21 protein-coding genes are annotated in these 20086 nt (G+C 57.1%); 13 read left to right on the top strand and 8 right to left on the bottom strand.

From position 1 onward, the window contains the following. Positions 1-253: 253 nt before the first annotated feature. From PCH01S_RS24930 to PCH01S_RS24920, 3 genes are all read left to right on the top strand, one after another. Positions 254-946, top strand: coding sequence for an N-acetylmannosamine-6-phosphate 2-epimerase (locus tag PCH01S_RS24930; RefSeq protein WP_042234281.1), 693 nt, complete (start codon positions 254-256; stop codon positions 944-946). A gap of 62 nt (positions 947-1008) precedes the next feature. After that, the gene (locus PCH01S_RS24925) at positions 1009-2625 is read left to right on the top strand and encodes a DUF4127 family protein (RefSeq protein ID WP_042234279.1); all 1617 of its coding nucleotides are present in this window, start codon (positions 1009-1011) and stop codon (positions 2623-2625) included. A gap of 512 nt (positions 2626-3137) precedes the next feature. Continuing rightward, entirely contained in the window at positions 3138-3620 is a 483-nt protein-coding gene (locus PCH01S_RS24920; RefSeq protein ID WP_042234277.1) for a zinc ribbon domain-containing protein, read from the top strand. Positions 3621-3740: 120 nt separating this feature from the next. Here the strand turns inward: PCH01S_RS24920 and PCH01S_RS24915 are convergent, their stop codons facing one another. Next, positions 3741-4310: a TraR/DksA C4-type zinc finger protein gene (locus tag PCH01S_RS24915; protein ID WP_042234275.1), complete on the bottom strand. Its 570-nt coding sequence runs from the start codon at positions 4308-4310 to the stop codon at positions 3741-3743. A gap of 679 nt (positions 4311-4989) precedes the next feature. Here PCH01S_RS24915 and PCH01S_RS24910 point away from each other — a divergent pair. The 7 genes from PCH01S_RS24910 to thiC all read left to right on the top strand — a co-directional run bounded on the left by PCH01S_RS24910 (position 4990) and on the right by thiC (position 11615). Continuing rightward, positions 4990-5646, top strand: a complete 657-nt coding sequence (locus PCH01S_RS24910) for a thiamine phosphate synthase (protein ID WP_042234273.1) — start codon at positions 4990-4992, stop codon at positions 5644-5646. Next, entirely contained in the window at positions 5643-6803 is a 1161-nt protein-coding gene (gene thiO, locus PCH01S_RS24905; protein WP_042234271.1) for a glycine oxidase ThiO, read from the top strand. The genes PCH01S_RS24910 and thiO overlap by 4 nt, the downstream gene beginning before the upstream one ends. Positions 6804-6881: 78 nt before the next feature. Continuing rightward, positions 6882-7085, top strand: a complete 204-nt coding sequence (gene thiS, locus PCH01S_RS24900; protein ID WP_042234269.1) for a sulfur carrier protein ThiS — start codon at positions 6882-6884, stop codon at positions 7083-7085. Positions 7086-7089: 4 nt separating this feature from the next. Next, positions 7090-7857, top strand: a complete 768-nt coding sequence (locus tag PCH01S_RS24895) for a thiazole synthase (protein WP_042234267.1) — start codon at positions 7090-7092, stop codon at positions 7855-7857. Positions 7858-8087: 230 nt separating this feature from the next. Further along, a complete protein-coding gene (thiD, locus tag PCH01S_RS24890; protein WP_042234265.1) occupies positions 8088-9005 on the top strand; it encodes a bifunctional hydroxymethylpyrimidine kinase/phosphomethylpyrimidine kinase in 918 nt (305 codons plus the stop codon). Beyond that, positions 8993-9682: a thiamine phosphate synthase gene (gene thiE / locus PCH01S_RS24885; RefSeq protein ID WP_129112550.1), complete on the top strand. Its 690-nt coding sequence runs from the start codon at positions 8993-8995 to the stop codon at positions 9680-9682. The genes thiD and thiE overlap by 13 nt, the downstream gene beginning before the upstream one ends. Positions 9683-9839: 157 nt before the next feature. Next, a complete protein-coding gene (thiC, locus tag PCH01S_RS24880) occupies positions 9840-11615 on the top strand; it encodes a phosphomethylpyrimidine synthase ThiC (protein WP_042234263.1) in 1776 nt (591 codons plus the stop codon). Between the two features lie 275 nt (positions 11616-11890). Here the strand turns inward: thiC and PCH01S_RS24875 are convergent, their stop codons facing one another. From PCH01S_RS24875 to PCH01S_RS24855, 5 genes are all read right to left on the bottom strand, one after another. Next, positions 11891-12199 (bottom strand): hypothetical protein, encoded by a 309-nt coding sequence (locus tag PCH01S_RS24875; RefSeq protein WP_042234261.1) that lies wholly within the window; start codon positions 12197-12199, stop codon positions 11891-11893. Between the two features lie 350 nt (positions 12200-12549). Then, positions 12550-13098 carry a spore coat protein gene (locus PCH01S_RS24870; RefSeq protein ID WP_042234259.1) on the bottom strand — a complete coding sequence of 183 codons (549 nt, stop codon included), beginning with the start codon at positions 13096-13098 and terminating at the stop codon, positions 12550-12552. 33 nt (positions 13099-13131) lie between these two features. Continuing rightward, positions 13132-13356 carry a hypothetical protein gene (locus tag PCH01S_RS24865; protein ID WP_042234255.1) on the bottom strand — a complete coding sequence of 75 codons (225 nt, stop codon included), beginning with the start codon at positions 13354-13356 and terminating at the stop codon, positions 13132-13134. Positions 13357-13510: 154 nt separating this feature from the next. Beyond that, positions 13511-13822, bottom strand: coding sequence for a hypothetical protein (locus PCH01S_RS24860; RefSeq protein WP_042234253.1), 312 nt, complete (start codon positions 13820-13822; stop codon positions 13511-13513). 48 nt (positions 13823-13870) lie between these two features. Beyond that, positions 13871-14497 carry a DUF2238 domain-containing protein gene (locus tag PCH01S_RS24855; RefSeq protein WP_042234251.1) on the bottom strand — a complete coding sequence of 209 codons (627 nt, stop codon included), beginning with the start codon at positions 14495-14497 and terminating at the stop codon, positions 13871-13873. 151 nt (positions 14498-14648) lie between these two features. On the opposite strand from PCH01S_RS24855, the gene PCH01S_RS24850 reads away from it, so the two are divergent. The 3 genes from PCH01S_RS24850 to PCH01S_RS24840 all read left to right on the top strand — a co-directional run bounded on the left by PCH01S_RS24850 (position 14649) and on the right by PCH01S_RS24840 (position 18284). After that, positions 14649-15656: a Gfo/Idh/MocA family protein gene (locus PCH01S_RS24850; RefSeq protein ID WP_042234247.1), complete on the top strand. Its 1008-nt coding sequence runs from the start codon at positions 14649-14651 to the stop codon at positions 15654-15656. Positions 15657-15950: 294 nt separating this feature from the next. Further along, complete coding sequence (locus PCH01S_RS24845) at positions 15951-16919, top strand: MBL fold metallo-hydrolase (RefSeq protein WP_042234244.1); 969 nt, start codon at positions 15951-15953, stop codon at positions 16917-16919. Positions 16920-17024: 105 nt separating this feature from the next. Beyond that, positions 17025-18284 carry a M48 family metallopeptidase gene (locus PCH01S_RS24840; protein WP_042234241.1) on the top strand — a complete coding sequence of 420 codons (1260 nt, stop codon included), beginning with the start codon at positions 17025-17027 and terminating at the stop codon, positions 18282-18284. Positions 18285-18422: 138 nt separating this feature from the next. On the opposite strand, the gene PCH01S_RS24835 is transcribed toward PCH01S_RS24840, so the two are convergent. Both PCH01S_RS24835 and PCH01S_RS30980 read right to left on the bottom strand, forming a co-directional pair. Further along, a complete protein-coding gene (locus tag PCH01S_RS24835) occupies positions 18423-19586 on the bottom strand; it encodes a conserved virulence factor C family protein (RefSeq protein ID WP_042234239.1) in 1164 nt (387 codons plus the stop codon). Positions 19587-19776: 190 nt separating this feature from the next. Continuing rightward, positions 19777-20086 (bottom strand): hypothetical protein (locus PCH01S_RS30980; RefSeq protein ID WP_042234237.1); only part of this gene is annotated, 310 nt, incomplete at its 5' end.

The raw sequence follows: 20086 nt of genomic DNA, 5'->3' as shown, positions 1-20086 counted from the left end.
AGCAGCTTCTTAACCAGAGCGGAAAGTCAAAAAAATGCGGAATATGTAACTTCTTGTTGGAAATATGTGTCTATAAAAGTGAACAGGTATAGAGCCGGGAGTACGGAGTGGAATCACAGAGAACTTAAAATAAAGAAAATTTACTCCAAAATTGTGTTGAATTACGGATAATTACTTCATATAATAAAGTGACGGGTTCTTTTTGAAATGCCGGCAGCGGTGCCGGACGGTTATAACTAACGGAGGTACAACTATGGAAAAACACAGCCTATTGGAAGCAGTCAAGGGAGGAATTATCGTGTCCTGCCAGGCATTGCCGGATGAACCTTTGTTCGGAAGCGAGATGATGGTCAGGATGGCGCTGGCCGCGGAGGCCGGAGGAGCAGTCGGCATAAGGGCCAATACGCCGGTCGATATCGCCGCGATTAAGTCGAGAGTAAAGCTGCCGCTTGTCGGGCTCTGGAAACGTGACTATGAAGGCAGCGATGTATATATCACTCCTACCTTGGAAGAGGTAGAAGCCGTTTGGCGGGCGGGAGCCGATATAATCGCGCTGGATGCGACGATGCGGCCGCGTCCGAAAGGAGAAACGCTGAAGGAAATCGTGTCCGAAATCAAAAAGCGGGCCGGCGTTCTCCTCATGGCGGATATCTCTACCGTCGAAGAAGGGCTCCATGCCCAGGAAGCCGGCTTCGATATCCTGTCTACGACGATGTCCGGGTATACGCCGTACAGTCCTCAGCAGGAAGGGCCGGATTTCACGCTGATCCGCGAGATGGCGGCGCGGGCCGATATCCCGGTATTCGCCGAAGGGCGTATTCATACCCGGGAAGATGCGATTGAATGCTTCCGCAGCGGTGCGCATACCGTCGTTATCGGGGGCGCTATCACAAGGCCTCAGCAGATTACCAAACGTTTTGTCGACTTCGTGCGTATACACGTTTAAACCGGCGCCTGCCGGACGATTGGCGCAATTATCACTTTTTCTGATCAGGGGAGATCAATGGGATGACGAAAATCGTATTTGTACCGCTCGACGAGCGGCCGTGTAATCTGGAATATCCGCAGCGCCTGGCCGAGATGACCGATTTGGAGCTTACCGCTCCGCCTATGTCCATCTTGGGCCGCAAGAAAACTCCGGGGGATACGGAGGCTCTTGGTAACTGGCTGCTGCGGGAAGCGCAAGGGGCGGACTATGCTCTGGTGTCGCTGGATATGCTCGTTTACGGAGGCATCGTACCTTCCCGGCTGCACTATTTGACCCGTGAGGATGCGCTTAAGCGCCTTGAAGTGCTGCGCGAACTCAAAAGGAATAAACCGGACCTGCGGATCCACGCGTTTAATCTGATTATGAGGGTGCCCGCCTATTCCAGCAGCGAAGAGGAGCCGGATTATTACGCGGATTACGGCCGCGAGCTGTTCTTGTACGGCTGGTATACGGATAAGAAGGAACAGGAAGCGCTGACGGACGAAGAAGAGCGGATTTTCGCCGGCATTCTGGACAAAATTCCGCAGGATGTGCTGGAAGACTTCACCGGACGGCGCGAAATCAACGCTTTTATCAACCGGACGGCGCTGGAGCTTGCGGAAGAAGGCGTTATCGACTATTTGATCATTCCGCTCGACGATAATTCCCAGTACGGCTTCTCCCCGCTGGAGCAGAGAGCGCTTGCGATTCTCTCGGAGGAGCTGGACTTGACGGACCGCGTTGCGATATACCCGGGGGCGGACGAAATCGGCTGTACGTTGTTTGCCCGGATTTTCTGCGAGAGCAAAGGATACCTTCCGAAGCTGTTCGTCCGGTATTCCTCCACGAGGGGACCTTTCTGCATTCCGAAGTACGAGGACCGCAGCTTGAACGAGAGCATCAAGGCGCACCTGACGAGTGCAGGCGCTTTTATGGCGGACAGCTCGCAGGGGGCAGACGCCGTGCTGATGGTCAATTCGCCGGCCGCGGGCGAATCGGACATGGCGGAAACGTCGCAGGCGTGGAGCCAGCGGCACCGGTCCTACTTCTCCGAGGTGAATTTGCGCGAGTTCGCCCAGGCGATGCGCGTGTACCTCGGAGAAGGACGGACCGTAGCCCTGGCCGACGTGGCAGTCTGCAACGGCGGCGACACGGTGCTGCTCAAGCTGCTTGCCCGCCAGGGCCAGCTTAAAGGGCTGTCCGCGTATGCCGGGTGGAACACCTCCGGCAATACGCTGGGCACCGTCATCGCGCACGCCGTCATCGAGGCGTACTACGCGGGCGCGCGGAAATCCGCCGGCGGCACCGGGGCTGAAGCGGAGCCGGAAGGCCGCTTGCGGAGCGAAGCCCAGAAGCGGAGCAGCAGGGCCTTCTACTTCTACCGGCTCGTAGAAGACTGGGGCTACCAGGCCCTCGTCCGCAAGGATGTGAAGGCGAACGTGCTTCCGGCGTTCGGAGCGGGGTATTTTGAGCTGGCCGGCAAGCAGCCTGAAATCGAAGCCGTTATCGCGGAGAAGCTGCGCTCGTTTGCCAGTGAACGCCTCGCCGGGCTGACGTCCGGGCAGATCCGGATCGCCAACGTTCATCTGCCGTGGAACCGGATGTTCGAGGTCGGTTTTGATCTGGATCTGGTCGATGGTAGCAGTCCTCAGCCCTGAACCCTGAACCGTCTCGCGAAAGTAAAGAGACCGCCCGGAGCTGATCGGGATCGGACTTGTTTTTGCAGATATATCGGTGTATTACATACCGGATTCGAGCATGGGACCTCGAGTTGACGCAAGCGCCTCGGCCTTATGGGCCGGGGCGTTTTTTTGTACAAGGGAAAGCGAGGAGGGGGCGCGATAAGCTTTGCAAAAGGATAGCCGTCCGGCGGCCTCATTCTCGAGAGAATGCGGTTCATCTGCCTATGAGGACTGTACGCCGTCCGGTTGATGGCCTGACCCACCGGCGACAACGCCCCGCCCTTCAAGCCGCTTCCTAATTGGACCGAGAAATTTAGCGGATTTCGTTCATTTCCGGGGTAAGCCGGAATTGGGTGTCCTTTTTTCCGGAAAGGTCCCATACACTATAACGGAGGCTAAATTAGCGCATCCAGCGGGAAACGGGTATAATGGGGGTATTATAAAAGTCAGATTGTGCCCATGCAATCTTAACATCAAGGAGGTACCCTATGTCCGGATTTATCGGGAAGATTAAACAGGGCGCAGCCGAAGCGGGGAAAAAAGCGCAGCAGACGATCGAAGTTAACCGGCTGAAGCTGCAAATTGCGGCGAAGCAGAGAGATATGCAGAAACTGTACACGCAGATCGGCGAATTCGTCTACGAAGCGGGCAAGCAGAAGCAGCCTTACCCGGAGACGCAGGTCGCGGCCGTAACGGCTGAGCTTCAAGCCATCGAGGATGAAATCAAGGCGATGCAGAACCGGATCTACAGCCTGTACGACGAGAAATCGTGCGAATGCGGTCACGTGGTCGCGGTGGATACCCGGTTTTGTCCGAACTGCGGGCGGAAATTCGAGCCGATTCAGGAGCAGGCGGATTTTACGGCCATCATGGAATTGAAGCCTTTCTGCCCCCAGTGCAAAGAAGACATAGAACCCGGTATGCAGTTCTGCACGACCTGCGGCTACAGGCTGACGGAAGAAGAAAGCTAGACTGCGGCCAACCTGCGGAAGGCATTATACATGCCATAGGATAAAGACGATTATACGGGCGACATGCCAAAAAGGATGAAGGGATTCTTCGCGAATGCCCCATCCTTTTTTTGTGCCCCGCTACTTCTCGTCTTCGCAATCGTCAGCGGGTTCCTTCGGTTGAGCGTTTCCCGTCCTACGGGTATCCGAACTGTTGCCGTATTCTTCTACCGTCTTCCAGGCGTCCGTATCATCGATTTCGGTGCGGCCCCTATCGTCATCGTTCGGAGACTCAAGAATAGGTTCGAGAATTTCTTCTTCTACCGGCCGGTCTACGGAATCGTCCTCTGTACGTGTCTGCGAATGTTCAACGCAGGTAGAAGCCCACGGAATCGCCTCCAGGCGCTCGAACGGAATCGGCTCCTTGCATACTTCGCATACGCCGTAAGAACCGGATTCAAGCCGGCCGATCGCATGTTTAACGTCTGTAAGCTGTTGTTCCATATTATCATCCACCGCCTGATCCCGGCCTCGTTCGAACGCTTCGGTTGCGATGTCGGCAGGGTGATTGTCGTATGAGGATAGCTCTCCGGTAGAGTCTCTCAGGGAATCTTCTTCCCGGTCGGACTCAAGCACGTGCTCCAGCTCGCCTTTTTCCTTGTAAAGCCGCTGCTCCAGCTTGTTTCTTTCTTCTTCGGTCAGCGCTGCCATCGGACATTCCTCCCCTTCGGATACGTGGTTGGGACGGTTTCTCCTGAAGAGAGGAGCACCGCCCGATTCGTATTTTTTTATTACCCGAAGATCCCTTTCTTTGACGCAAAAGCGAAGAATGGAAACATACGGAAGCGGGTATTTAGAGCTTGACGGAAGTAGACGAATTCGGTTCCGGCCGCATTTTACGGGAAAATTTAGCTTGTAATTGGAAAAAGGATAAGGTAAGGTTAAGATAACCTTATATGTTTCGGGAGCTGGATGAAGTCCGGCTGAGAGTGTGACCGCGAATGTCACTAACCGTATCTGATCTGGGTAATGCCAGCGTAGAGAGAATAACCCTGCCGACCAAGGCCGCACGGTATATTCCGTCCGGTCTTTTTTAGTTCACTGCAAGCCTGAGGCCCCTGCCGGTTGTTCCGGGAAATCGTCTCCTCTTACGAACCGCCCGGCGGCCGTAGGTGCGAGAAGACCGGAATTGGAGAATTGCCGGTACGGTCGGTCGTTTCCGCCAATCGGCGGAGCGGCGTCCAGGCTCGCGTGCAACGGTGTACGGGAAAACCACTTTCTGCGGAAAGTGGTTTTTTTGCGTTTATTGCCGTCTCGTCCGTCAGAAAGCGGGTTCTGCCCGAGGATAGATTGTAAGCCGCTCTATACAAACCGAGAGGAGAAGAACGAGATGATCCCTTATCCCGCCGGACCGGAGCTTCACGCCATCTCAACCGGAAAGCAGAAACCCGAGGAGCTTATACGGATTGCCACCGCCATCCATCCTTACGTAACGGCCATTCATGTGCGTGAAAAAAAGCAGTCCCCGCGGGAGCTGTGGACGCTGCTCTCGGAGCTTGCCGCCTGCGGGGTCCCACCGGGCAAGCTTGTCGTCAACGATCGCGCCGATGCGGCCCGGCTGTCCGGAGCGGCCGGAGTGCAGCTTCCGGGAAGCGGTCTGCCTGCCTCCGCCGTGAAAAAAGGGTTTCCCGGCCTGCGCGTAGGCGTCTCCGTTCACGGGCCGGAGGAAGGTGGCCGTGCCGCGAAGGAGGGGGCCGATTATGTGATATTCGGCCATGTATTCGCCACAGGCTCCAAACCCGGAGCGGCCCCGCGCGGCGCGGAAGCGCTGCAGGAGACGGTGCTGGCCTGCGGAGGCCTTCCGGTTATCGCGATCGGAGGGATTCTTCCGGAGAACTGCGCCGAGGTAATCCGCGCGGGAGCGGCGGGCGTGGCCGTAATGAGCGGCATATGGGAAGCGGAGAATCCCGCGGAGGCTGCGGAGCATTACCGGCACGAATTGGAACTTGCCCTGCAGCCGGAGAAAACAGGAGGAGAACTGAGATGAATCGGGATACGGATATTGTCGTGATCGGAGGAGGCGTCATCGGCTGCTCGATCGCCTATCAACTGGCGAAGCGGGGAGTCCGTGTGACTCTGCTGGAAAAGGACCGTATTGCCGGGCAGGCGTCCGGAGCGGCAGCCGGGATGCTCGGGGCCCAGTCCGAAATGCACGAGGCGGGGCCGATGTTTGATTTTGCCCGCAGGAGCCGGGATTTGTTCCCGGATTTGGCGGAAGAGCTCAAGGAGCTGACGGGTCTGGACATCGGCCTGACCCACCGGGGGATGCTTAAAGCCGCTTGGACCGATGCCGAAGCGGCGGCGCTCAGAGCGGACGGCCGTTTCCATCAGGAGGCCGGCGGCCGGGCCGAATGGCTCAGTCCGTGCGAGACAGGCTGGCTGGAGCCCGGGCTGAGCAAGGAGCTCCGCGGGGCGCTTCACCTGCCTGACGAGGGGCACGTGCTGGCGCCGGAGCTGTCGGCCGCTCTGGCCGCCGGCGCTGCGCGGCTTGGCGCGCGGATCATGGAGCACGCCGACGTGACCGGACTCCTGACGGAGTCGGGCCGGGTGATCGGCGTGCAGACCCGCGAAGGGAAGATCCGCTCCGCCGGTACGGTGCTGGCGTCTTCGCTTTGGAGCGCCCAGATTTTGGCGCCTCTGGGCGTGGAGCTGCCCGTGTATCCGGTGAAGGGAGAATGCTTCTCCCTCACCGTACGGCAGCCTCTTCTCGCGAGGACGATCGCTTCGGACGGCTGCTACATCGTGCCGAAGCCGGGCGGGCGGATCATCGTGGGAGCCACGGCTCAGCCCGGCTCCTTCGACCGCAGTCCGCGTCTTGGCAGCCTGCTTTCGCTGGCCGCGCAGGCGCAGCGGCTCGTCCCGGCGCTTGCGGAGGCCGAGTGGGAGCGCGCCTGGGCGGGGCTGCGGCCTCAGACGCCCGACGGGATGCCTTACATCGGCGAGATAACCGCCTGCAAGGGGCTTTTCGCGGCCCTCGGGCATTACCGCAACGGCATTTTGCTGTCGCAGGCGACCGGTGTGCTTGCCGCTTCGGTGCTCACGGGCGGGGCCGCGGCTGCCGAAGCGGCTCTGCCGGGGGCGGGGGAGCTGCTCGAAGCGTTCCGGCCGGACAGAAAGGCGGCAGCCGCGGCTGTAAGGCAGTAGGCTCCGCTAGCTGGGAGCATCGCTCTGAGCAGCAGCCCGGAGGCTGCATTTTGCAAGTGAAGGAGGCATTTGACGAAAATGAAGCTGCATGTAAACGGAGACGACATTACGGTACCGGAAACGGTACATACCGTAGAAGGGCTGATCCGGCACCTTGGATTAAAACGCAATCTGCTTATCGTGGAGACCAACGGGCATATTTTGCAGGCGGAAGAGCATGCGGATGCCCCGGTTGCGGACGGCGACCGGATCGAAATCGTTCATTTTGTAGGAGGAGGCTGACCCTATGCTGAAAATCGGACCTTACGAATTCAACTCCAGGCTGCTGCTGGGGACGGGGAAATTCCCGGATTTTACGATTCAGAAAAAGGCGGTCGAGGTTTCCGAGGCGCAGATTTTAACTTTTGCCGTGCGGCGGATGAATATTTATGACCCCGAACAGCCGAACTTTTTGTCCATGCTGGATGTAAGCAAGTTCAAGCTGCTGCCGAATACGGCGGGAGCCAAAACGGCGGATGAAGCGGTCCGCATCGCCAAGCTGGCGAAAGCATCGGGACTCTGCGACATGATCAAGGTGGAAGTGATCGGCTGTGACAAGACCTTGCTGCCCGATCCGGTAGAAACGCTGAAGGCCACCGAAATGCTGCTGGCCGAAGGATTTCTTGTCCTTCCGTATACGTCGGATGATGTGGTGCTGGCGCGCCGTTTGCAGGAGATGGGCGTTCATGCGATCATGCCGGGGGCATCGCCGATCGGTACCGGTCAGGGCATTATCAACCCGCTGAATCTCAGCTTCATTATCGAAGAAGCGCGCGTACCCGTCATCGTGGACGCAGGCATCGGGGCTCCTTCGGACGCCGCGCTGGCCATGGAAATGGGAGCGGACGGAGTGCTGCTGAACACGGCGGTTTCCGGCGCAGCCGATCCTGTGCGGATGGCGTATGCCATGAAACTGGCTTTGGAGGCCGGAAGGGCCGGGTATGAAGCCGGACGAATCCCGCGTAAGCGTTATGCGACCGCGAGCAGCCCTTTGGAGGGAGTCAGCGTAGGTTGACGGAGGTGGGGGAGGCGGGAACTAGCCTTAAGGGCAACGAGTAAGAGTGAGCTGAACAGGCGAGAATTACGCAACCCCATCGAAAGCCCGAGATCAAACGCAACAGTCTGCTTCAAGAATTTTAGAACCTGCTGCTGACTGTGTGACTAACTGTATCTTTATAGTCGTGTAGACCTATGCGAAAAAGAGGAATTATGTCGGCCACTGCAAGTTAATGGAGGTGCCACCTGATGAACATATCCTTAAACAAACAGCAGCATCCGCCGGAGCCTTCCCGTCAAGCCCCGCTCGTTCCTGCGGCGGCCACGATTGCCGGTTCCGACAGCGGAGGAGGGGCGGGCATCCAGGCCGATCTCAAAACGTTCCAGGAGCTCGGCGTATTCGGAGCAAGCGCTTTGACGGCCGTGACGGCACAGAATACGCTTGGCGTTCACGGAGTTCATCCGATCCCTCCTTCTATGGTGACGGCTCAGATCGACGCGGTTGCCGAAGATATCGGGCCCGCCGCCTGGAAGACGGGCATGCTTTTCAGCGCGGAGATCATTGAAGCCGTAGCGGACCGCGCGTCTTTCTACAAATGGTCCCGTCTGGTCGTGGACCCCGTCATGATCGCCAAAGGCGGAGCAAGCCTGCTGCAGGAGAATGCCGTGCAGGCGCTTAGGAGCCTGCTGCTTCCGCTGGCGCAAGTCGTGACGCCGAATATCCCGGAGGCGGAGGCGCTGACGGGAATGAGGATCGAAGCTATGGCGGACCGCAAAGAAGCCGCCCGCCGGATTCATGCTTGGGGAGTGAAATACGTGGTGCTGAAAGGCGGCCACGGAGGGAACCGCGCCCAATCGCTGGACCTGCTGTACGACGGCCGCGTGTTTACGGAATTTGCGGCTCCCTGGATAGAGACGCGGCATACGCACGGCACCGGCTGCACCTTCGCCGCCGCTTTGACGGCGGGGCTTGCCTCCGGACTTCCTATGGACGAAGGAGTACTGCTCGCCAAACGCTTTATCCAAGCGGCTCTCACGAACCCTTTGAACCTGGGAGCGGGGCATGGTCCGACCAATCATTGGGGGTACAACAGGCAGGGGACGGCAGGCGTTTTCTTCCAAACGGCGCCGGCCGCGGCCGGAGAAGGCGAGGGATGGCTGCGATGACCAAAACGGCTGCCGAAGCCCGGTATACCGGCAATCTCAGGGAAATGTTGAAAGTTTATCTCGTGATGGGGAGCCCCAACTGCGGGGGCAGAGACCCCGCTGCCGTATTGCAGGCGGCCATAGAAGGCGGCGTCACGCTGTTCCAGTTCAGGGAGAAGGGCCCCGGAGCCCTGCAGGGCCAGGAACGGACGGAGCTGGGGAACCGGCTCCTCGGCGTCTGCCGTCAGGCGGGAATCCCTTTCATCGTGAACGACGATCTCCGCCTGGCGGAAGAGCTGGAGGCCGACGGAATTCACGTCGGCCAGGAAGATCTGGCGCAGTGGGACCGGGAGGGACTGCGCCAAAGATTTAAAGGGCGGATTCTCGGTATATCCGCCCATGACCCCGCCGAGGCGCGGGAGGCGGTCCGCTGCGGCGCCGATTACCTCGGCGCGGGCCCGATGTACGCCACGGCGACGAAGCCGGATGCCCGTGCCGTGCAGGGCCCGGGCATGATTGCCGCCATGCGGGCGGGCGGCATTTCGCTGCCGCTGGTGGGCATCGGCGGGATCACGCCGGAGGGCGCGGCCTCCGTATTGGCGGCCGGAGCCGACGGCGTGGCGGTCATCTCGGCCATCAGCGGTGCCGACGACCCTCGCGAAGCGGCCCGGCGGTTCTCCCGCCCGTTTCGGAGATAAGCCGGCTCGGCAGTTATTTTACCGGTTGGCTGTAAGCAGTCTATCGGCGAGTTCATAAACGCGTTCGAAAAGGTGTGTCAAACCGCCGTTTAAGCCATAAAGGTCCATTAATTCGGCTTTCAAAACGAGCCAATAAAGTTCGGGAGGGATTTTTAAAATGTCCAAGAGTACAGAAATCCAAGAGCCTAACGTATCCGCTTTTCCGGGAAGCCGCAAAGTTTATGTGGAGGGCTCCCGTCCTGACGTGCGTGTAGCGATGAGGGAAATTCAATTGAGCCCGTCTTCCGGGCGTTTTGGCGAAGAAGAGAACGCCCCGGTCCGTGTCTACGACACGAGCGGTTTGTATACCGATACCGAAGAGGCAACCGATATCCGCCGGGGTCTGCCTGCGAACCGGTACGGCTGGATTGCGGAGCGGGGCGACGTGGAGGCTTACGAAGGCCGCACGGTGAAACCGGAGGACAACGGGCTCCGCAGCGAGGAAGCGCTGGCGAATACGGAGGTGTTTCCTGGCCTTAACCGGAAACCGTTTCGTGCCAAGCCGGGCGGCAATGTGACCCAGATGCACTATGCGCGCAAGGGGATCGTTACGCCGGAGATGGAGTACATCGCCATCCGCGAAAATGTGGCGCCCGAGTATGTCCGCGATGAAGTGGCCCGGGGCCGTGCCGTTATTCCTTCGAATATCAATCACCCCGAAAGCGAGCCGATGATTATCGGGCGCAATTTCCTGGTGAAGGTGAATGCGAACATCGGCAACTCGGCCGTAGCTTCTTCGATTGAGGAAGAGGTGGAGAAAATGACTTGGGCGACCCGTTGGGGAGCCGATACGGTCATGGATCTGTCCACGGGCAAAAACATCCACACGACGCGCGAATGGATTGTGCGGAACTCACCAGTGCCGATCGGAACGGTGCCGATTTATCAGGCGCTGGAAAAAGTGGGAGGCAAGGCCGAGGAACTCACGTGGGAGATCTACCGCGATACGCTTATTGAACAGGCCGAACAAGGGGTCGATTACTTCACGATTCACGCGGGCGTGCTTCTCCGCTATATTCCTTTGACGGCCAAAAGAACGACGGGAATCGTTTCCCGCGGAGGTTCGATTATGGCTGCCTGGTGCCTGGCGCATCATCAGGAAAACTTCCTCTACACCCATTTCGAAGATATCTGCGAAATTATGAAAGCTTACGATATTTCGTTCTCGCTCGGAGACGGCCTGCGTCCCGGTTCGATTGCGGATGCGAACGACGAAGCGCAGTTCGCCGAACTGGATACGCTCGGAGAGCTGACCCGGATTGCCTGGAAGCATGACGTCCAGGTCATCATTGAAGGCCCCGGCCACGTTCCGATGCATCTCATCAAGGAGAACGTCGACCGGCAAATGGAAGTTTGCCAGGAGGCGCCGTTCTACACCCTCGGTCCGCTGACAACGGACATTGCGCCGGGTTACGATCATATTACGTCCGCGATCGGTGCGGCGATGATCGGCTCGTTCGGCACGGCGATGCTCTGCTATGTAACGCCGAAGGAACACTTGGGTCTGCCGAATAAAAACGACGTGCGCGAAGGCGTAATCGCCTATAAAATCGCTGCGCATGCGGCAGACCTGGCCAAAGGCCATCCGGGAGCCCAGGACCGGGATAACGCCCTTTCCAAAGCGCGATTCGAGTTCCGCTGGCGCGATCAGTTCAACCTTTCGCTTGATCCGGAACGGGCGATGGAGTACCACGACGAAACGCTCCCTGCGGAAGGGGCCAAAACCGCTCATTTCTGCTCCATGTGCGGTCCGAAGTTCTGCTCCATGAGGATTACGCAGGATATCCGCGAATATGCCCGCGAGAACGGCCTCGGCGAACAGGAAGCGGCGGAAGCGGGCATGGCCGATAAAGCCGCCGAATTCCGGCGTGAAGGCAGCGTGATTTATAAGTAGGCCTGCGCTTAACAGCGAATGACGGTGCATGAGAGTGCGTGACAGTGCGCGAAAGCGAATGACGGTGTATGAGAAGTGCCGTGACAGTGCATGACAGCCTGTCCGTTTGTCCGCAAAGCTTGCAGTGCAATGTGCGGCCGTTAAAACAAAAAACCGTATTCCTCCTGTTCATTGGAGGAATACGGTTTTTCTTTTGAGCGAAATCTTGAGAGAATGATCATGCTGCGGGCAGCCCCGCAACCCGTCCGAAGCGGGCCGACACGATCAAGCGAGCGCTAGCCGTTCGGCTGCTTCTGCTCCGAAGCGGCTTCCGAACCGGCACGCAATTGAACAGGCTGCCGGCTGTGTATTCCATCCGTTCGGGCGCTACCTACTTCCGCAGTCGCCCATTCTTTGACGGAGGCGCTGTCCGGTCCCGGTTCCGCCATCCACTCATGATGGGCTGGGGACGTGTGCTCTTCCTCTTCGTAATCAAAGGATGACACGCCGTATTGGTCCCGGGCACCTTGGATACTTTTTATGAAAACGGTTACAACTAAAAAGCCGAAAATGAGCAATGTTAATGTTCCCCATAAGGCTGTCATTTTTGAGCTGCCTCCTTGAACGTACGAATCGACTGCGGAAGAAAAGAGCCTTCCTACCATATGTACGCGTAAGATCCGTAGAAGTTTCTGCTCACACGCAGGAAATATATAGTTTTTTTTGGGCATATTTGAGTACAGGAAAAAAAGAATGAAATAATGACGCTAATTATATGTCATGTATATGATTATTTAAAGTTTTTATATCGAAAAAGGCTGCGGACCGCATGACGTCGGCCAGCTTTCCTACAAAACTCTCTGCGGCCTCGCCGAAAACAGAAAAAGCCTCCTCCGTTCGGGGAAGAGGCTTTTTCCGTTTTTCGTTAGTTCGTGTTTTGCGAGATTCCGAGATCCTACATCGTATAGTGCTGCTGTGCTTGTCCCGCCTGATTATAAGAAGGCTGTATGTAAGAGTAGCCTTGGTGCGGGCCTCCGAAGGACAGGTAGGGAGCAACGAGCTGCTGGGTTTGTTGTCCTGATTGCTGGGAATGCTGAATTTGTTTGTCGATATCCTGACGCAGAGCGGGAGAGGGAGGGGAGTACATGTTATTTTGTTTCATAAACGTGTACAGTTCCCCTTGCAGGTGCAGGGTATCCAGCGTGAGCTGGTTAAACAACTGGCGGATCGCCGGGCAGTTGGATTCCGTCGCAGCCGTTGCATATTCTCTGATCACGCGCTTATGATCGGCAAGGGTTGTGGAGAGGAGATCCTTGTCGCTCAGGATCGAGCCGCTTTGGAGGTTCTGCTGCTGGTTCTGCTGTTGATTTTGCTGGAAACCTTGGGAGTACGGATATGCGGACTGCTGCTGGAAAAGCTGCTCCAGCTGCTGTTGGCGCTGGTCATGTTGTTGCTGCTGCTGGTAGGACAGCTGCCGGTTTTGGTTGTTCGGTTGCTGGTTCACAGGAATCCCTCCTTTTGTCGGGTTTAAATCAAGTTATTGCTGCTGCGGTTGATTCGGGGCAAGCTGAGCGTGCTGCTGAAGAGCGGACAAAATTTGTGTGTAATGCTGTTGATGACTCTGGATCAGATGCTCCGCGATCTGCCGGATAGCCGGGTTTTGAGCATGGGCGATGGCATTTGCCGCCTGTTTGATCAGCAGATCCTCATTGGTCAGGGAATCGGCCAGGTAGTCCAATTCTTTACTGGTTATCGGTTGCATGGAAAATCCTCCTTTCCGTTCCTTAGTAATGTAACCCGATTTTATGGAATTATTCGGAAAAATGTTTGGCGGAAATTGCGGAATGAGCAGCCGGTCCCGCGCAGCAAAAAAAAGAACCCCGCTTCTATGAAGGGGGCCGGGGAAGTATGAATGTTTACTTGCGCGGAGGCCGTTTGGCGATTTCCTCCGTCACCACAAAGGCAAGCTCTTCATTGCCGAACATGGATAGCACGCCGAGAAGAGTGTCGTCAGGGATTTCTCCGGCTTCCTCCTTGGAAACCGTAAGCTCCAGCGCCTGCTGAAGCTCCGTGTTGTTCCCCTGCTGGGGATAGGCCTGCGCATACAGGCCGGCCGGGTCCAGTCCGTGATTGATGCACCACTGGGCAAAAATCAGAATCATCATTCGTTCGTCGCGCTGATAGTTCTCGATGATGCGTTGTTCCATTTCCTGCTGATTCCTGTTCATAACGTAATGCCTGCTCCCTTCGATCGTGTGAATTAAGGTATTTGAAGTTTAAAAGCTGCCGGGGAGTCTCATCGCCCGGTTATGTGATTTGCCGAGAAGCAGCAGGGAAAGGGCGGCGCCGATCAGAGCGCACATCATGTCCCACTGGGTGTCCCACACATCGCCTTGAGTGCCTAGGAAAGATTCCGCTGCCGTACCGGTCAGCTTGGCAACAGTGAACTCCAGGAGTTCATAGAAAGCGCTGAATCCCAAGCAAACGCTCAGTGTCAGAAAAACAAGCCAGCCTCCGGGCTGTAAGGGAATTTTGCGGATTAAAATTTCGCGCGTGAGTATGGCGGGTACAAAACCCTGCATAAAATGACCGAGCCGGTCGTAATAATTCCGCTCCAGATCGAAGGTATCCCGAAGCCAGTTGAAGAGGGGAACCTCCGCATACGTGTAGTGCCCGCCTACAAACAAAAGGATGACGTGAGCCCACACCAGCGTATACGTGAGAAGGGTAAGCGGAGTCCGTCGGTAAATGCCGATTAATACGGCTATCAGAATCAGACCCGGCGTCACTTCCAGCAGCCAGGTGAAATAATCGTGAGGCCGTATGCCGGACCAGATGAAGACGGCCGCCAGGCTGCCCAGCAGAGCGTAATAGCTCCGGACGGGAACACGGGAAGATTTCATGGGATGGAAGAACCTCCTGTAATTATTGTGCGCGCTTCCTGCGTTTCGTCCAAACTTTGCGTCTGAATTCATGCGGCATCCCTATGCGGAACCGGAGCGGTAAGCTATACTGACTCTATCCTACCATGAAAGCGGGAAAGGGAGGTAGACCATGTCATCTGTGAACCGAAAAATACGCTGGGGCATCCTTGGATGTGCTTCCATCGCGCTCCGGGCAATCGTGCCTGCCATTCAGGCCTCGTCTACGGGGGAGCTTGCCGCTATTGCCAGCCGCGATGGTTCCAAAGCACGGGAAGCGGCCCGGCGTCACGGAATACCGGCCGCCTACGGAAGCTATGAAGAATTGCTCGCCGATCCGACCCTGGAAGCGGTGTATATTCCGCTTCCGAATCATCTGCACTTCGAATGGACGATTAAGGCCGCAAGAGCGGGAAAGCACGTGCTCTGCGAAAAGCCGCTTGCCCTTACGGCCGCCCAGGCGCAAGAAATGGTCGCGGCATGCAGGGAAGCGGGCGTCCTCCTTGCGGAAGCCTTTATGTACCGGCACCATCCCCGGTACGACCGAATCCGCGAGATTCTGGCGGCCGGGGAGCTGGGCGTTATCCGCGCGATGCGCGCCTCCTTCACGTTCGACAACTCCGCGGATACGGGAAATGTCCGCTGCCGCAAAGAGTGGGGCGGCGGTTCGCTTTACGATATCGGCTGCTATACGCTCAACGCGGCCCGTTATTTGCTTGGCGGAGAGCCGGAAGCCGTTACAGTGCAAGCTTTTTTCTCGCCCGGGCACGGTGGTGTAGATATGATGGCGTCGGGGCTTGTGGAGTTTCCGGGCGGCGTCGCCTTGACGTTCGACTGCGGCATGTGGGCAGCCTCCCGCAATACGATCGAAATCGTCGGGACGGCGGGCACGATTGAAGTGCCGAGCGCTTTTGTCGCACCGGAGGGAAGAGGAGCCGACTTTACCGTCACGTTAAACGGCACATGCCGGAAGGAGCCCACGCCCCCCGTAAACCAGTACGCCGTGCAGATCGACGACTTCGGGCGGGCCGTTTTGGGCCGGGAGCCCTACCGTTTTCCGGCCGAAGATGCCATTAACGGCATGAAGGTCCTGGAGGCCTGCCTTCTTTCTGCGGAAACCCGGGCAAGAATAAGCCTCTAGCTAGCAAAAAAAGGATGGCGCCCGGAAACGTTTTGTACTATGATGGTACTAACAGGGACTTGGAGACTAGTCGTCTAGTCTTACCTCCCGAAAACCAAGCCAGGCGCCTATCTTCGGAATAGCGGCGCACAGTGGAGCGAGGAAGTCACATGGGGTCTGTGGCCGCGACACTGCTATGAGCTTGGTTTTTTTGCGTTTTTTTGCGCGCGGGGGCTACTGCTCGTACAATAGGAGATAAAGGAAAATCGAGCGGCCGAATCGCTGGGCTGCGGGCAATCGGAGGAGGAGCATGCGATGAACAGGAAAAGATATACGAACATGGACCCCGCCGCGGGTCTGAGCACATTCTCGGATCTCCGCAAATGGCGTAAGGAAAGAAGCGGCAAAGTGAAGGATCTTTCCTTCGTTGTAAAAACAAGTCCGGATAAAGATCCCGGCTACTTGAAGGCCAACCGGAGCGAGACGACGATCACGTGGATCGGCCATTCCACCTTTCTGCTTCAGAAAAACGGCATAAACCTGGTCACGGACCCGGTATGGGCGAGCCGTATGGGGTTCGACAAACGGCTGGCGGAACCTGGACTTGCGCTCGGCGAACTGCCCCCGGTGGATGCGGTTCTGCTCTCGCACGGGCACTACGACCACCTTCATATCGGCTCCTTGCGCGCCCTTCCCGGAAATCCCAAGCTGCTGGTCCCGGAAGGGCTTGGAAAGACGCTTCGGCGCAAGGGCTTTAAGGATATAGAGGAGCTTTCCTGGTGGGGAAGCTATGAGTTCGCCGGCCTGCGTTTTCATTTCGTTCCTGCACAGCACTGGACCCGCCGTTCGCTGACGGATACGAACACCTCCCATTGGGGAGGCTGGATCGTAGAGGATGCCGGCAAACCGGGGACGGACCCGGACAGTCTCTATTTCGCTGGCGACAGCGGGTATTTCCAAGGCTTTCGGATGATCGGGGAACGATTTCGCATCGGCTGCGCCCTGATGCCTATAGGTGCTTACGAGCCCGAGTGGTTTATGTCCACTCAGCACGTTTCCCCGGAAGAAGCGGTGCAGGCTTTTCTGGACACTCAAGCGGAGATCTTCGTGCCTATGCATTACGGCGCGTTCCGCCTTGCCGACGATACACCCCAGGAAGCGCTGGACAGACTGCGGCTGAATTGGGAACATCGGAAACTCGATCCTCAGCGTCTGCAAGTGCTGCTGCACGGACAAACACTGAAGACCGCCTCAGGCGGCACAGCCAATAAAATTTCCCGCTGAATAAGGACAAACCCGTCTTTTTCCGCTTCCGGACGGCATATACATCATGAAGGACCTGCAGACACGATGCGGTCCGAACGAATACCGAGGAAGCGGGGGAGGAAGATGAAGAACTGGAAAGTCGTGCTGATCCTCGGCTTTGCCGTTTATGCGGCTGCGGTAGGATTTTATTTCGGCAGGGGGGACATCTACAGTCTGCCGTCAGGTTCGGCGGGCACTAGCATAGATCCGCACACATTTATGAGCGAAGGAGAGATCGGCCGGGCAGAAGTATTGTCGCGCATCCGCTCGATTGTGTACTTTTTGCAGACTCCCTTACAGCTTGTTCTGCTGATTTTGCTTGTGGGCACGGCTATCCGGTTCAGAGACCGCATTGAAGGCTGGACCCGGCGCTATCTGCTGCGGACAGGCTTGTTTGTTTTTCTGTTCCTGCTGGTCGTGTATGTCCTTATGCTGCCGTTCGACTACTTTATGCTTCGTGTGGAGAGACACTACGGAGTTTCCAATGTCAGCTTAGGTACCTGGCTGGTTGACCATGCGAAGAACCTCGGGATCGAATGGCTGACCACGACGTTCGTTCTCCTGCTTGTCCTTGCCTTGATGAAACGAAGCCCCCGGAAATGGTGGCTGTGGCTGTGGACTTTTTCCGTACCGCTCCTGCTGTTTCTCCAGTTTATCCAGCCGGTGATTATCGAACCCCTATACAATGAATTTGCGCCGCTGCGGGCGGGGGAACTGAAAAAAGAACTGCTGCATCTGGCCTCGCAGGCCGGAATCGCGGCGGATGACGTATACGAGGTCAACATGTCCGAGAGGACGAATCAGCTCAACGCCTACGTGTCCGGAATCGGGTCCAATGCCAGAGTCGTTCTGTGGGATACGCTTCTGCAAAAAATGGATACCCGTGAAATTCTGGTCGTCATGGCGCACGAGATGGGGCATTATGCGGAGCGGCACGTCTTCTGGGGGAGCGGCCTGGGGCTTGTCATGAGCTTCGGCCTCCTTTGGGGCGGGAGCCGGATTTACGAGATAGCGGTGCGCAATTGGGGCAGAGCGAAAGGACTTCGCGGTCCGCGGGATATGGCCGGACTGCCGCTGCTGCTCGCCATTGTCACTCTGCTGACCCTTGCGGTAACTCCTATAAACAACGCCGCTTCACGGCTGATGGAAACCAGGGCCGATTCGTATGCGATGAAAATGACCGGAGACGGCCAGGCGGGCGTGAGCGCTTTTCAGAAACTCGCCGCAGCGAATTTGAGTCCGGTCACGCAGCCGGCGCTTCTGCAGTGGTTTCTCGGTTCCCATCCGACCATAGAGGAACGGATCCGGTATTTCGGCGAGTTTGCTGCGCAAAAAGCCCGTTAAACTAAAAAAGCGTGCCGTTTTCCGCTTCGCAAACAAGTTTTGCGAAGAGCGGAAAGGCACGCTTTTTTCATATAGGGAAGAGCTATAGGGCCCCCGCGTCCAAGCAGGGTGATCTTCACAATGGGTTAAGAGACCGCTTTAGTCCTGCTTAGGCGCGTCGGTTCCCTGGCGGCTGCGTGTCATTTGCTGCCAAACCGAGCCTTCCGCGGCATGTCCGCCTTCGATACGGGCAATCGCCATCTGGACCTGCATGCTGATCTCGAATTCGGGATCGTCTACCGCTTCGCGCAAAGCCTCCAGGCAGGAATCGTCACCGACTTCGTACAGAAAACGGGCGGCACGCCAACGGACCAGCTTGTTGGAATCTTTCAAGGCTTTCGACATGGCCGGAACGGCTGCCGGATCGCCGAGATCAGACAACGTGTCTCCCGCGGTACGACGGACGGCCGGGGTACGGTCCTCCAGAGCTTGGAACAGATAAGGAAGCACTTCCGGCTCTTTGATATCGCCGAGATAAACCGTCGCAAGTCTGCGGACGGACGTTTTCTCATCTCCGAGCGCTTTGGCGAGCAGAGGCAGCGTCTGGGGAGTGGCTTTGACGCTTTGCAAAGCGGCATACCGTTTTTTCCAATCGGGATCGTCCAGGAGCCGGCCGATTTCTTCTTCGGTCAATTCGGCCGGACGCTGGGCTTCCGTATAGTCCGCCTCCGACAGTCCCTTAGCGGCCTGTTCCGTCAGAAGGTTCAGTCTATTATCGTCGTAAGACGCATCCACTTCCTGCACAACCTCGTTCAGCACATCCTGAAGCTCTCCGTATCGGACATCCAGTTCTTGCAGTTTCCGCTCTTTGAGCAGGTGAGGAGAATTTTCGGTCGCTTTCATCGCAGCTTGTGTAAAACGTTCCGGCAGAGCGGCACGCGCTTCTTCGCCGCCTGCGTTTACCCGGATCTGCATGGGGATGCCCCGGAAAGTCTGGAGCAGCACCTTAACCCCGCCGAAACCGGACCCCGCTTCGTCTTCGCTGGGAAGAGAGGCTTGAGAGCCGCCGCTGCCCAGCAGTTCCCGGGCCTGTGTAAGAATCTGCTTCCAGTCTCCTTTGGGGGAGCGGTCAAGCGCGATAAAATCGGCTACCTGAAAAACGCTAGTTACTCCGGGGATATCCAGGAGCTGTTGAATATAACCGGGAGCATTGTCGCGCTGTTTCCGGGTAAAAGTCAGGCTGCGGCCCTTAGGCAGCGCCTTATCTAAGTTAAGCTTCATAGTATTGGGACTCGGGGTTGGTTCAATCGATACTAAATTCACTGGATCACCCTCCTTTGTTCCTCTTTATGATACCACATTTTTGCTAAAAGACCTTTCGGGCCAAATTTCTGTGAGGAAAGTCACTGCGTGCAGATGGAAATTACCTATAATTAACTAAAATGGAATTTCAGACATCTCCGCTTCGTTGAGTTTCTTCTATATAATAAGCTGCTTCCGAACCCCGATGAATTCAGGTAAAAAAAGAAAACCGGAACATGAAGTTCCGGTTCATCGCAAAACATTTCCGATCAGCCTCTTTCCGCAAGGCGGAGGGTCTATCCGAGGCGAAACTTAAAACGTTAGGTAGTCTGCCGTTAGCCAGCCGCCGATAAAAATGCCGGCTCAACGCGTGTCGCTGACTACCTGCCGCGCTTGGAACCGCCCCGCGGACCAGGTCCGCCGCTTCGCGAACCGCCGCCGCGCGGGCCTGCTCCGCGGCCGTTAGAGCCGCCGCCGCGTGATCCGCGTCCGGCGCCGCCGCTTCGCGAGCCGCCGAAGTC

Origin of the sequence: Paenibacillus chitinolyticus NBRC 15660, assembly GCF_000739915.1 — a bacterium.
Classification (GTDB): Bacteria; Bacillota; Bacilli; order Paenibacillales; family NBRC-103111; genus Paenibacillus_F; species Paenibacillus_F chitinolyticus.
This window is presented reverse-complemented; position numbering and strand designations above follow the sequence as displayed.

Excerpts from the sequence above, each read along its gene's own strand:
- PCH01S_RS24925 (WP_042234279.1), top strand. The coding sequence starts at position 1,009 with ATGACGAAAATCGTATTTGTACCGCTCGACGAGCGGCCGTGTAATCTG.
- thiS (WP_042234269.1), top strand. The coding sequence starts at position 6,882 with ATGAAGCTGCATGTAAACGGAGACGACATTACGGTACCGGAAACGGTA.
- PCH01S_RS24910 (WP_042234273.1), top strand. The coding sequence starts at position 4,990 with ATGATCCCTTATCCCGCCGGACCGGAGCTTCACGCCATCTCAACCGGA.
- thiD (WP_042234265.1), top strand. The coding sequence starts at position 8,088 with ATGAACATATCCTTAAACAAACAGCAGCATCCGCCGGAGCCTTCCCGT.
- PCH01S_RS24855 (WP_042234251.1), bottom strand. The coding sequence starts at position 14,497 with ATGAAATCTTCCCGTGTTCCCGTCCGGAGCTATTACGCTCTGCTGGGC.
- thiC (WP_042234263.1), top strand. The coding sequence starts at position 9,840 with ATGTCCAAGAGTACAGAAATCCAAGAGCCTAACGTATCCGCTTTTCCG.
- thiO (WP_042234271.1), top strand. The coding sequence starts at position 5,643 with ATGAATCGGGATACGGATATTGTCGTGATCGGAGGAGGCGTCATCGGC.
- PCH01S_RS24845 (WP_042234244.1), top strand. The coding sequence starts at position 15,951 with ATGAACAGGAAAAGATATACGAACATGGACCCCGCCGCGGGTCTGAGC.
- PCH01S_RS24915 (WP_042234275.1), bottom strand. The coding sequence starts at position 4,310 with ATGGCAGCGCTGACCGAAGAAGAAAGAAACAAGCTGGAGCAGCGGCTT.
- PCH01S_RS24930 (WP_042234281.1), top strand. The coding sequence starts at position 254 with ATGGAAAAACACAGCCTATTGGAAGCAGTCAAGGGAGGAATTATCGTG.
- PCH01S_RS24865 (WP_042234255.1), bottom strand. The coding sequence starts at position 13,356 with ATGCAACCGATAACCAGTAAAGAATTGGACTACCTGGCCGATTCCCTG.
- PCH01S_RS24850 (WP_042234247.1), top strand. The coding sequence starts at position 14,649 with ATGTCATCTGTGAACCGAAAAATACGCTGGGGCATCCTTGGATGTGCT.
- PCH01S_RS24860 (WP_042234253.1), bottom strand. The coding sequence starts at position 13,822 with ATGAACAGGAATCAGCAGGAAATGGAACAACGCATCATCGAGAACTAT.
- PCH01S_RS24895 (WP_042234267.1), top strand. The coding sequence starts at position 7,090 with ATGCTGAAAATCGGACCTTACGAATTCAACTCCAGGCTGCTGCTGGGG.
- PCH01S_RS24875 (WP_042234261.1), bottom strand. The coding sequence starts at position 12,199 with ATGACAGCCTTATGGGGAACATTAACATTGCTCATTTTCGGCTTTTTA.
- PCH01S_RS24840 (WP_042234241.1), top strand. The coding sequence starts at position 17,025 with ATGAAGAACTGGAAAGTCGTGCTGATCCTCGGCTTTGCCGTTTATGCG.
- PCH01S_RS24920 (WP_042234277.1), top strand. The coding sequence starts at position 3,138 with ATGTCCGGATTTATCGGGAAGATTAAACAGGGCGCAGCCGAAGCGGGG.
- thiE (WP_129112550.1), top strand. The coding sequence starts at position 8,993 with ATGGCTGCGATGACCAAAACGGCTGCCGAAGCCCGGTATACCGGCAAT.